This is a genomic window from Nocardia sp. NPDC003269 (genome assembly GCF_042888005.1).
In the GTDB taxonomy this organism is placed as follows: Bacteria; Actinomycetota; Actinomycetes; order Mycobacteriales; family Mycobacteriaceae; genus Nocardia.
This window is the reverse complement of the sequence record NZ_JBIAPA010000001.1, coordinates 389,575-403,130: the sequence shown is the minus strand read 5'-3', so window position 1 is coordinate 403,130 and position 13,556 is coordinate 389,575. Positions and strand designations below refer to the sequence as shown.

General features: G+C 72.5%; 2 protein-coding genes. Both read left to right on the top strand.

Translation table 11 applies throughout. From position 1 onward, the window contains the following. Positions 1-48: 48 nt before the first annotated feature. Positions 49-6,075, top strand: a complete 6,027-nt coding sequence (locus tag ACFYWJ_RS01690; protein WP_387161381.1) for an amino acid adenylation domain-containing protein — start codon at positions 49-51, stop codon at positions 6,073-6,075. A 140-nt stretch (positions 6,076-6,215) separates the two neighbouring features. Beyond that, positions 6,216-13,538, top strand: a complete 7,323-nt coding sequence (locus tag ACFYWJ_RS01685) for an amino acid adenylation domain-containing protein (RefSeq protein ID WP_355271205.1) — start codon at positions 6,216-6,218, stop codon at positions 13,536-13,538. Positions 13,539-13,556: the final 18 nt, after the last annotated feature.

The window sequence follows — 13,556 nt, the reverse complement described above, 5'->3', positions numbered from 1 at the left end:
GATGGGTGAGGTGGAATCGCGATGACACGACCGGTACGGACGCGCCCGGTGCGGACTCGCCGCGCCAGGGTGACCGCGTTGCCGCAGCTGCTGGCCACCGCCGTGGAGACCAATCCCGACGGTGTCGCGGTGGTGCTCGCCGACGCCGCGAGCACGCTGGGCAGCCTGAGCTACGCCGAGATCGACGAGCGTTCCAGCCGGATCGCGCGGCTGCTGATCGCGCGGGGCATCGGGGCCGGTGACCTGGTGGCCATCGGCATCCCGCGCTCGATCGAGTCGGTGCTGGCGGTCTGGGCGGTCGCCAAGACGGGTGCCGGGTTCGTGCCGGTGGACCCGAACTATCCGCCGGATCGGGTGTCGCACATGGTGTCCGACTCCGGCGCGGTCTTCGGGCTGACCGTGACGGCGGTCGCCGATCGGTTGCCCACCCGGGTGGACTGGCTGGCGATCGACGACGCGGGCCTCGCCCCGCTGCTCGACGAGGTCTCCGGTGACCCGGTTACCAATGCCGACCGGCTGCGCCAGATCCGCGCCGAGGACCTGGCCTACCTCATCTACACCTCCGGTTCCACCGGTCTGCCCAAGGGCGTCGCGGTGAGCCAGGCCGGGCTGGCCGGGTTCTGCGAGGAACAGCGGCTGCACTACGGCATCGAGATCGGTTCGCGCACACTGCATTTCGCCTCGCCGTCGTTCGACGCCTCGCTGCTGGAGCTGCTGCTCGCGGTGGGCGCGGGCGCGACGATGGTGATCGTCGACCCGAGTGTCTACGGTGGCGACGACCTGGCCGCGCTGCTGCGCCGGGAACGGGTGAGCCACGCGTTCATCACCCCCGCCGCGCTGGCCTCGATCGATCCCGACGGCCTCGACGACTTCCGGGTGGTCGCGGTCGGTGGCGAGGCGGTACCGCCGGATCTGCTGCGGCGCTGGGCGATTCCGCTCGCCGACGGCACCCTGCGGCAGTTCCACAATGTGTACGGACCCACCGAGACCACGATCGTGGTCAATATCAGTGTGCCGCTCAAGCCCGGTGACCCGCTGACCATCGGCGGCCCGCTGCGCGGCGTCGCGGAGTACGTGCTCGACGACCGGCTCGGTCCGGTCCCGCCCGGTGTCACCGGCGAGCTCTACATCACCGGTGCCCAGCTGACCCGCGGCTACCACGCGCGGCCCGGTCTCACCGCCTCGCGCTTCGTCCCGAATCCCTTCGATCCGGCGGGTTCCCGGCTCTACCGCACCGGCGACCTGGTCCGCTGGACCGCCGACGGCGCGCTGGAATACGTGGGCCGCAACGACTTCCAGGTCAAGATCCGCGGCTTCCGGATCGAGCTCGGTGAGATCGACGCGGTGCTCTCCGCGCACGAGAGCCTCGACTTCGCCGCCACCGTCGGGCACGAACTCGACAGCGGCGCCACGATTCTGGTGTCCTACGTGCACGCCGCGCCCGGCGCGACGATCGACACCGCCGCGCTCACGGCCTTCGCCGAGCGCAGCCTGCCCGCGCACATGGTGCCCACCGTGCTGATGGAACTCGACACCATCCCGCTGACCCCGGTCGGCAAGCTGGACCGCCGGGCGCTGCCCGCGCCGGTGCTCGAGCACGCCGCGTTCCGGGCGCCCGCGACGCCGGTGGAACAGATCGTCGCCGGGACCTTCGCCCAGGTGCTCGACCTCGGTGAAGACACCCAGCTCGGCCTCGACGACGACTTCTTCGCCCTCGGCGGCAACTCGCTGCTGGCCACCCAGGTCGCCGCCCGGCTCGGCGCCGCGCTCGACACCGACTTCCCGGTCCGGCTGCTGTTCGAGGCCCCGACGGTGGAGGCGCTGGCCCAGCGGCTCGCCGAGTCCGCAGGCGCGGGCGCGCGTCCCGCGCTGGTGGCGACCGAACGGCCGGAACGGATTCCGCTGTCGCTGGCGCAGCAGCGGATGTGGTTCCTCAACCAGTTCGACCCGGACTCGGTCGCCTACAACATCCCGATGGCGGTGCGGCTCGGCGGCGCGATCGATGTGGACGCGTTGCGCGCGGCCGTCGGCGATCTGGTCGCCCGGCACGAGACGCTGCGCACCGTCTACCCCGAGACCGAGGACGGCCCGATCCAGCGGGTGCTGCCCGAGTCGGCCGCGACGCCGCAGCTCGAGGTGCGCCGGGTCCAGCCCGCCGACCTGGGCGCGGCCATGCACGCGCTCGGCTCGTCCGGCTTCGATGTGCGCAGCCAGGTGCCGCTGCGGGTCGCGCTGTTCGAGCTCGGCCCGGACGAGTCGGTGCTGGCCGTGGTGGTGCACCACATCGCCGGTGACGGCTCCTCGCTGACCCCGCTGACCAGGGATCTCATGCTCGCCTATGCGGCGCGCTCGGCGGGCGCGGCACCGGAGTGGGCGCCGCTGGCCGTGCAGTACGCGGACTACGCGCTCTGGCAGCGCGCCCTGCTCGGCAGCGAGGACGATCCGCGGTCGCTGGCCTCGGCCCAGCTGGCCTACTGGCGCGAGGCGCTGGCCGGGCTGCCCGATCAGCTCGACCTGCCCGCCGACCGCCCGCGCCCGGCCGTGCAGACCTTCGCCGGTGGCCGGGTGCCGATCGAGATCGACGCCGCGACCCATCGCGCGCTGCTGGCACTGGCGCACGAGCGGGGCGCGACCCTGTTCATGGTGGTGCACACCGCGCTCGCGGTGACGCTGGCCCGGCTGGCGGGCACCGACGACCTCGCCATCGGCACGCCCATCGCGGGCCGGGGCGAGGCCGCGCTCGACGACCTGATCGGCATGTTCGTCAACACCCTGGTCTTCCGCACCACGCTGCGGCCGGGGGAGCCGTTCACCGAGCTGCTCGCCCGGCAGCGCGACACCGACCTGCAGGTGTTCGCCAATGCCGACCTGCCGTTCGAGCGGCTCGTCGAGGCGATCAACCCGGCCCGCTCGACCGCGCGGCACCCGCTGTTCCAGGTGGGTCTGTCCTTCCAGAACCTGACCCGCACCGGGCTCGAGCTCGGTGAACTGGCGGTCGAGGGCGTCGACGTGGATCTGGCGGTGTCGCAGTTCGATCTGCACGCCGTCGTCGCCGATACCTACGACGCCGACGGTGTCGCCCAGGGCATCAGCGGTGTCTTCACCTACGCCACCGACCTTTTCGACGAGGTGACGGCGGCGGGCTACGCGGACCGCTTCGCCCGCGTGCTCGCGGCCGTGGCCGCCGCGCCGCAGCGCCCCGCCGACGAGCTGGAGCTGCTCTCCGACAGCGAGCGGGAGCGAATCCTGCACGGCTGGAACGCGACCGGGCATCCGTGTCCGCCCGCCACCCTGGCCTCGCTGTTCGCCGAGACGGCCGCCGGGCACCCCGACGGTGTCGCGCTGATCGATCCCGACGGCGTGTCGCTGACTTATCGCGACTTCGCCGCGCGGGTCCATCGGCTGGCACGACACCTGATCGCGCAGGGCGTCGGCGTGGAAGACCGCGTCGCGCTGGCGATTCCACGATCCGTGGAGCTCGTCGTCGCGATGTACGCGGTGACGGCGACCGGTGCCGCTTACGTGCCGGTCGACCCGTCGCAACCGGCCGACCGGATCGGACACGTGCTCGATACGGCCGCCCCGGTCTGCGTATTGACCACGGCAGCGGCGGGATTCACCGCCAACGTGCTGGGTGGTAGGGCGTCTGCCGCTACGGACACATCGGCCAGTGGGTCGTCTGCCGCCGGCGGCGTGCAGGGTGGCGAACTTGCCACCGCTGGTGCCGGACTCGGCGCGGTGCCGGTGGTCGTCGTCGACGCGCTGGACTTGTCAGCGCTGTCGGATCAGCCGATCGCAGCGAACGAGCGCCGTGGCGTGCTCCGCTCGGAGAACACGGCGTACGTGATCTTCACGTCCGGGTCGACGGGCAAGCCGAAGGGTGTCGCCGTCTCGCACGGCGCGATCGTGAACCAGCTGCGGTGGAAGACCGCCGCGTTCGGGCTCGGCCGCGATGATTCGGTGCTGCTGAAGACCGCCGCAACCTTCGACCTGTCGGTGTGGGAGTTCTGGTCGGCTGCGGTGTGCGGCGGCACGCTGGTGATCGCCGCGCCCGACGGGCACCGCGACCCCGCGTACCTGCTGAGCGTGCTCGCCGGACGGTCGGTGACCACGCTGCACGTCGTCCCGTCGATGCTCGACGCGCTGCTCACCGAGTCCGGTGGGGCACTGCCGCCCGCGCTGCGCCGGGTGCTCGCCATCGGCGAAGCCCTGCCCGCCGCGACCGCGCAACGCTTCGTCGCCACGAATTCCGCCGCGCTGCACAACCTGTACGGCCCGACCGAGGCCGCCGTCTCGATCACCGATCACCGGGTGACCACGGCCGACCGGGCGACGGTGCCGATCGGCGCGCCGGAATGGAACAGCCGGGTCTACGTCCTGGACGCGCGTCTGCGTCCGGTGCCGGTGGGCGTCTCGGGTGAGCTCTACCTCGCGGGCGCGCAGCTGGCGCGCGGCTACTTCGGCCGCCCCGACCTGACCGCCGACCGCTTCGTCGCCGACCCGTTCGCTGCTTCCGGTCGGGCAGCCGAGAACCTTGGTGCCTATTCGCTCGCCGGAACCGACAGCGCCGCCGATGGTTCCGGCGACCGAGTTGTCGACGCCGAGACGCGGTCCCCGCACGGCGCCCGGATGTACCGCACCGGCGACCTGGTGGCCTGGACGGCCGATGGCGAGCTGGAATACCGGGGCCGCACCGACTTCCAGGTTAAGATCCGGGGCTTCCGCATCGAACTCGGCGAGATCGAGGCCGCATTGCTGGCCGCGCCGCAGGTCGCGCAGGCGGCCGTGCTCGCGCAGTCCGACGCGCAGCTCGGCGACCGGCTCGTCGCCTACGTGGTGCCGGCGCCGGACACCGAGCTCACCGCGAGCGCGGCCAAAGCCGCGGTGGCGCAGGTGCTTCCGTCGTACATGGTGCCCGCCGCCTTCGTCGTCCTCGATCGCCTGCCGCTGAACGCGAACGGCAAGCTCGACCGCGCCGCGCTGCCCGCGCCCGTGCTCGAACCGCGCCGCTACCGGGAACCGGTGGGGGACAGCGCGATCGCGGTGGCGGAGGTGTTCACCGAGGTGCTCGGCGTCGCCCGGCCCGGTCTCGACGACGATTTCTTCTCCCTCGGCGGCAACTCGCTGCTGGCCACCCGGGTGGTGCACCGGCTGCGCGAACGCACCGGCACCGAGCTGACCGTGGCCGCCTTCTTCGCCGACCCGACCGTCGCCGGACTCGCGGACCGGCTCACCGCCGGTCCGGCCGGGCTCGGCGGTGACCTCGACGCGGCGCTGGCCACCACCCTGCCGCTGCGCCGGGGCGGCGACCGGGAGCCGCTGTTCTGCCTGCACCCCGTCTCCGGCTTGGCCTGGGCCTACGCGGGTCTGGCCCCGCACCTGCCCGAGGACCGCCCGATCATCGGCCTCCAGTCGCCGGCCCTGAGCGACCCGGACTTCCGGCCCGCCACGGTGGACGCGCTGATCGACCACTACCTCGCCGAGATCCGCGCGACCCAGCCGCACGGGCCGTACCACCTGCTCGGCTGGTCGCTGGGCGGCGTGCTCGCGCAGGCGGTCGCCACCCGGTTGCAGGCGGCGGGGGAGACGGTGGCCTCGCTGACCCTGCTGGACAGCGTGCCCGGCGCCGACCTGGCCGATTTCGGCGCCGAATTGCGGGCGGCGTTCCATGAACTCGGCATCCCCGACCAGCAGTTGCCCGCCGCAGACCGACTGGTCGGTCTCGGCGACGACGCCCTGGCCGCGCTGCACGGCGCGCTGGCCGGGTCGACGCCGATCTCGCTGCCGCGCTTCGTCGGGATGTACCGGGGTGCGCTGCGGACTGTCGAACTGGTTACCCAACTGATGCCGGATCGATTCGTGGGTGATCTCACCTTCTTCACCGCCCTGCGGACGGCCGGGAAAGCGCCGGGTGGCGCGTCGCGCTGGCGCCCCTATTTCAGTGGGGTCATCACCGATCATCCGGTCGACGCGAGTCATCAGCAGATGCTCGGCCCGGTGGCAGTCACCACAGTCGGCCCGGTAACGGCGCAGGTCATCGCCATTTCCGGGCGGTCCATCGATAGCTCCACGTAACAGGCTCCGCGCAGATTACGATTCTGTTGCAGAGAGTTGGTGTGTCGTGGCGCACACCTCGGCGACGGTCGGCGACAGCGATATAGGTGTGACTATGCTGTGTCCGACTCGGCTGCCGGACGCGAGAGGTGTATTGGTCTGTGGAAACCCCCCGCCGCACTGGCCGTGCCGGTCGCCGACGAACGACCGGCGCACCGCTGTTCGGTCAACTGCTCACGGCCGCGGTCGAATCCGCGGCCGGGTCGATAGCTGTTCGCTACAACCCGACCGGAATGCCGGGTGGTGAGCGGCAGCTCACCTACTCCGAGCTGGACGCGGAATCCTCGCGACTGGCACGTGAACTCATCGACCGGGGCATCGGCGCCGGCGACGTGGTCGCGATCGCGATCGCGCGCTCCATCGAGTCCGTCCTCGCGGTCTGGGCCATCGCCAAGACGGGCGCCGCCTACGTGCCGGTCGATCCGGCCTATCCGAGCGACCGGATCGCGCACATCGTCGCCGATTCCGGCGCGACGCTCGGCCTCACCACCGCCACCCACCGGGCCGCGCTCGGGACCGGCCTGTACTGGATCGAACTCGACGATCCGGTGGTCGCCGAGCGGATCGGCGCGCGCCCGGCGCACGCGGTGAGCTACGCCGACCGGGTCCGGCAGATCGACGATCGCCACCCGGCCTATGTCATCTACACCTCCGGTTCCACCGGCAAGCCCAAGGGCGTCGTCGTGACCCACGCCGGGCTCGGCGCGCTGGTCGCCGCCGAGCGCGAACACTTCGGCGTCGAACCGGATTCGCGGGTGCTGCACGTTTGCTCGCCGAACTTCGACGTGTCGGTGCTCGAGCTGCTGCTGACCTTCGCGACCGGCGCGACCCTGGTGATCTCGCCGCCGCGGATCTTCGGCGGCTTCGAGCTGTCGGATCTGCTTCGGCGCGAACGGATCACGCATGTGCTGATCACGCCGGGCGCGCTGGAGTCGGTCGACCCGGCCGGGCTGCCCGACCTGCGGACGGTGGTCGTGGCCGGTGACCGGTTCGGCCCGGAACTGGTCGGCCGCTGGGCGAGCGGCGGGCGCGCCTTCTACAACGGTTACGGTCCGACCGAGGCGACCATCCTCGCCACCAGCACCGCGCCGCTGCATCCGCGCGCGCCGATCACCATCGGCAACGCGGTGCCCGGCATGGGCCTCTATGTCCTCGACGCCCGGCTGCGGCCGGTGCCCGCTGGTGTCGTCGGTGAGCTGTATCTGTCGGGTCCCGCGCTGGCCCAGGGGTATCTGGGCAGGCCGGGGCTGACCGCCGAGCGGTTCGTCGCCTCGCCGTTCGGGCCGGGCAGGCTCTATCGCACCGGCGACCTGGTGCGCAGGCTCGAACACGACGGCACGCTGGAATACCTGGGCCGCACCGACTTCCAGGTCAAGGTGCGCGGCTTCCGGATCGAGCTGGGCGAGATCGACAACGCGCTCACCGCGCATCCCGATCTCGACTACGCGGTGACCCTCGGCAAGACCATGCCCTCGGGCGCGACCGCGCTGGTGTCGTACGTGCTGCCGCGCGTCGGGCGCACGGTCGACACCGGGGCGCTCGCGGAATTCCTGGCCACCTCGTTGCCCGCGTACATGATTCCGGCCGTCATCATGGTGCTCGACGCGCTGCCGCTGACCTCGGTCGGCAAGCTCGACCGGGCCGCGCTGCCGACGCCGGTGTTCACCGCGCGCGGGTTCCGCGCCCCGGCGACGCCCGCCGAACAGGTCGTCGCCGATGTGTTCGCCGCGCTGTTGCTGCGCGACGGCTCCGGTCGCGTCGGCGCCGATGACGACTTCTTCGAGCTCGGCGGTGACTCGTTGCTCGCCGCGCAGGCCGTCGCCCGGATCGGCGCCGCACTCGACGTGCGGGTGCCGGTGCAGGCCGTCTTCGAGGCGCCGACCGTGGCCGCGCTGGCGAACAAGGCCGAACAGCAGCGGGTCTCGGCGCACGCGCTGCCGCTGACCAGGCAGCAGCGGCCAGCGCAGATCCCGCTGTCGTACGCCCAGCAGCGGATGTGGTTCCTCAACCGCTTCGATCCCGCCTCGGCGGTCGACAACATCCCGGTCGCGGTGCGGCTGTCGGGCCGGCTCGATCTGCCCGCCCTGCGCGCGGCCGTCGCCGACCTGATCGCCCGGCACGAAGTGCTGCGCACCGTGTACCCGGTGTCGGACGGCCTGGCCGCCGATGGCCTGGTGCTCGACGGCGAGGGCCATCAGGTGGTGCTCGCCCCGGGTGATCCGGCGGCGGCGCCGGAGTTCGAGGTCGTCGAGATCGCGGAGGACGAGCTGGGCGACGCCATCGCCGCGGCCGCGCTGACCGGTTTCGACGTCACCGCCGCCCCGCCGGTGCGGGTGCGGGTGCTGGCCCTGTCGGAATCCGAGCACGTCGTGGTCTGCGTGGTGCACCACATCGCCGCCGACGGCTTCTCCTTCGCGCCGCTGACCAGGGACCTGCTGACCGCCTACGCCGAGCGTCGCGGTGGCGGCGCGCCGCACTGGCCGCCGCTGCCGGTGCAGTACGTCGACTACACGCTGTGGCAGCGCGCGCTGCTCGGCGTCGAGACCGACCCGTCGTCGCTGCTGGCCGCGCAGGTCGCGTTCTGGCGGCGGACCCTGGCCGGGCTGCCCGAACAGCTGGAACTGCCGACCGACCGGCCGCGTCCCGCCGTCGCCAGCCGTTCGGGCGGCACGCTGACCGTGCAGATACCCGCCTCCGTGCACGCCGGCCTGTCCGGGCTGGCCCGCGACCACAACGCCACCCTGTTCATGGTGGTGCACACCGCGCTGGCGCTGCTGCTGGCCCGGCTCTCCGGCACCCGCGACATCGCCATCGGCACCCCGGTCGCCGGGCGCGGCGAGCAGGCGCTCGACGAGCTGATCGGCATGTTCGTCAACACCCTGGTGCTGCGCACCCAGGTCGACCCGGCGGCGAGCTTCGGCGCGCTGCTCAGCGAGGTCAGGGCCGACGACCTGGCGGCCTTCGGCCACGCCGACGTGCCGTTCGAGCGTCTGGTGGAACTGCTGGAGCCGGTGCGCTCGACCGCGCGGCACCCGCTGTTCCAGGTGATGCTGACCTTCCAGAACCTGGCCCGCTCCGATCTGGCGCTGCCCGGCCTCGCCGTCTCGGCGGCCGACTTCGCGGTGCCGCTGGCGAAGTTCGATCTCCAGGTGGAACTGGCCGAGCGGATCGGCGCCGACGGCGCGCCGCAGGGCCTGACCGCCGCGTTCGTCTACGCCACCGATCTGTTCGATCACGCCACCGTCGCCGATTTCGCCGACCGCTGGTCGCGGGTGCTCGCCGCGGTGGTCGCCGATCCGTCGGTGCCGGTGGGCGATATCGACGTGCTCGCCCCCGGTGAGCGCGAACTCGTGCTGCGCGAAGGGGATTCGCCCGGCATCGCGGTGCCCGAGGTGACCCTGGCCGACCTGATCTGCATGCAGGCCCAGCAGCGCCCGGACGCGATCGCGGTCAGGGCGGGTGGGTATTCGCTGACCTTCGCCGACCTGCTCGGCCGCGCCTCGGCGCTGGCCCGCGCGCTGATCGCCAACGGCGCCGGCCCGGAAACCCTGGTGGCCGTGGCGGTTCCGCGCACCGAGGAGTTGCCGGTCGCCCTGCTGGCGGTACTGCTCGCCGGCGCGGGGTACCTGCCGATCGATTCCGGCTATCCCGCGCAGCGACTCGAATACGTGCTCGCCGACGCGAAACCCACTGTGCTGCTGACGACCTCGGCCGAGCGTGGGCTGGTGCCCGCCGACCTTCCGGTCGTGCTGCTCGACGCGCAGCTGGGGTATTCGACCGCGCCGCTGCGTCCCGCCGAACGGCGCGCGCCGCTGCGGCCAGACCACCTCGCCTACGTCATCTACACCTCCGGCTCCACCGGCCTGCCCAAGGGCGTCGGCGTCAGCCATCGCAATGTGCTGGAGCTGTTCGCCAACACCCATCGGCTCTTCGAGTTCGACGTCGACGACGTGTGGACGGTGTTCCACTCCTTCGCCTTCGACTTCTCGATCTGGGAACTGTGGTGCGCGCTGGCCGGTGGCGCGTCGGTGGTCGTGGTCGACCATCTCACCTCGCGCTCGCCGATCGAGTTCCGCGAACTGCTCGCCCGCGAACAGGTGACGGTGCTGAGCCAGACCCCCACCGCGTTCGCCCAGCTCGACGAGGCCGACCGGGCCGCCCAGGCCGCCGGTGCCGCGCCGCTGCCGCTGCGCTACGTGGTGTTCGGCGGCGAGGCGCTCGACCCGCGCAAGCTCAACCGCTGGTACGCCCGCTACGGAACCGGGCCCGGCGCACCGCGACTGGTGAACATGTACGGCATCACCGAGACCACGGTGCACGTCTCGCATCTGACCATGGACGCGGGCGCCGCCGAGCTGCCGAGCAGCCTGATCGGGCGGGCGCTGCCCGGCCTGTCGGTGGCGGTGCTCGACGACCGGCTGCGGCCGGTGCCCTTCGGTGTCGCCGGTGAGCTCTACATCGCCGGTGGTCAGGTCTCGCGCGGATACCTCGGCAAGCCGGGGCTCACCGCGACGCGCTTCGTGGCCGACCCGTTCGGCCCGCCCGGTGCCCGCCGCTACCGCTCCGGTGACCTCGGCCGCTGGATCGGCTTCCGCGGCACGCCCGCACTGGAATACGGCGGCCGCGGCGATCAGCAGGTGCAGCTGCGGGGGTTCCGGATCGAGCCGGGCGAGATCGAGGCCGCGCTGCTCGGCGTGCCCGGGGTCGGCCAGGCCACGGTCGTCGTGCGGGCCGACGAGCACGCGGGCGACCGGCTGATCGGCTATGTGGTCCCGATCGACGGCGCCGCCCTCGATCCGGTGGCCGTGCGCGCCGTCGTGGCCGAATTCCTCACCGGCTACATGGTTCCCGACGCCGTCGTGGTGCTGGTCGCGCTGCCGCTGACCGCCAACGGCAAGCTCGACCGGGCCGCGCTGCCGGCGCCCGAGTTCACCGCGGCCGCGGCGTTCCGGGCACCGACGACGCCGATCGAACTGAGCGTCGCCGAGGTGTTCGCCACGTTGCTCGGCGTCCCCGAGGTCGGCCTGGACGACGACTTCTTCGACCGTGGCGGCAACTCGCTGCTGGCCACCAGGGCCATCGCCCGCATCGATCAGGCGCTCGGCGCCGATCTGGTGGTCCGCGACCTGTTCGAGGCGCCGACCGTGGCCGCGCTGGCCGCGCGGGTGCGCCCCGGCGCGGTGACCGCGCCGCGACCGCCGCTGATCCCGGCGCAGGATCGGGGCGTCATCCCGCTCTCGCCCGCCCAGCAGCGGATGTGGCTGCTCAACCGCATCGACCCGGACTCGCCCGCCTACAACATCCCGCTGGTGCTGCGGCTGCGCGGCGCGCTGGACACCTCGGCGCTGCGCTACGCGGTCGCCGACGTGCTGGAACGGCACGAGGCCTTGCGCACCCGGTTCCCCGCCGACGCGAACGGCGCTCCGTACCAGGAGATCCTGCCGGTCAGCGCGGTGCTGCCGACCGGGCTGGTGATCGAGGAGTGCGCCGATCCGCGCGATCGCGTGATGTGGCTGCTCGCGGGCGGATTCGACGTCGCCGAGCGAGTTCCGTTGCGGGCCGGGCTGTTCACCGTCCCGGATACCGATCCGCTGGCCGAGGAAGAGCACGTGCTCGCCGTGGTGGTGCAGCACATCATCGCCGACGGTGCCTCGCTCGCGCCGCTGGCCCGCGACCTGGTGATCGCCTACCGGGCCAGGGTCGAGGGCCGCTCGCCGAGCTGGGCGCCGCTGCCGGTGCAGTACGCCGACTACGCGCTGTGGCAGCGCGAGGTGCTGGGCGAGGAGTCCGACGAGAGCTCCACCGCCGCACGGCAACTCGACTTCTGGCGGCACACGCTGGCCGGCCAGGCGGGGACCGTCGACCTGCCGCACGATCATCCGCGGCCGCCGCACGCCTCGCTGCGCGGCGCCGACGTGACCACCATCCTGCCCGCCGACGTGCACGCGCGGCTGGCCGAGATCGCCCGCGCGCACAACGCGTCGCTGTTCATGGTCGTGCACGCGGCGCTGGCGGTGCTGCTGGCGCGCATCTCCGGCAGCACCGACATCGCGATCGGCACGCCGATCGCGGGGCGCGGTGAACCCGAACTCGACGACCTCGTCGGCATGTTCGTCAACACCCTGACCCTGCGCACCGAGGTCTCGCCGCTGCGCGGCTTCGACGAGCTGGTCACCCTGGCCCGCGAGGTCGACCTGGCCGCGTTCGCCAACGCCGACCTGCCGTTCGAGCGGATCGTCGACGAGGTGGCGCCCAGCGGCGCCGTCTCGCACAACCCGCTGTTCCAGGTGGTGCTGTCGTTCCACAACACCGAGGCGCCGGTCCTGCGGCTGCCCGGGCTCACCGTCGAGGCGATGGACCTGGCGGCCCGGCCCGCCAAGTTCGACCTCCAGGTCAATGTGGAGCCGCGCCTCACCGCGTCCGGGGAGCCCGACGAGCTCGGCGTGGTGTTCACCTACGCCACCGACCTGTTCGACGAGCACACCGTCGCGGCCTTCGCGCGCGGACTCGTCGAGATCGTCGCCGCGGTGGCGGCCGACCCGAAGGTCCGGATCGGCGACATCGACCTGCGCGACGCCAGGGAACGCGAACGCGAGCTGACCGCGGCGGCGTACGCCCCGGCCCCGTCGGCCAACGGCGCCGCACTGGCCCAGGAACTGGCCGCCGCGGTGGAGGAGGACCCGGAGGCGCCCGCGCTCGACCTGGGCGACGCCGAGCTGACCTACCACGAATTCGACGCCCGCTCCTCGCAGCTGGCGCGGTCGCTGATCGCGCGCGGCGCCGGTCCCGGCACCGGTGTCGCGGTGCGCCTCGACCGGGGCGTAGACGCGGCGATCGCCACCTGGGCGGTGCTCAAGGCGGGTGCCGCGGTGGTGCCGCTGATGACGCTGGACGCGGGCCTGCCCGACCGGCTCGAGGTGAAACTGGGCCTGACCATCGATATCCTCGACGCGCCCGACGGCCTGGACTGGTACGACCTGGCCGATCCGGCGCTGATCGCGGAGCTGGCGGCCGAATCGCCGCGCCCGATCGGCTACGCGCACCGCACCAGGGCGCTGCGCGGTGACGATGTCGCCTTCATCGGCGGCGGCCGCACGCTCAGCTACGACGAGCTGGCCGGTGCCGCCGAGCGGGTGGCCCAGCGCACCGGGCTCAATTTCGAGTCGCGGACCAGGGCGGCGGGCAGGCCGGATTCGGTGGCCGGGGTGCTGGAGATCGTCGCGGCCGGAATTGCCGGCGCGACGCTGGTGCTGGCGCCGGATGACGGTGGTGGGGACGAGGTGAGCCATGTGTTCACCGAGTCGGCGGTCGCGGTGGCCGCGCCGGGCGACGGCACCGGTGCGACGATCGTGGCTTTGAGTGAGATGATCGGCAACGCCGGAGTGCCGCAGCAGCGGCGAGCGGCGGTCGGGATGGATGGATAGGTGCAGGTGCGCATGACC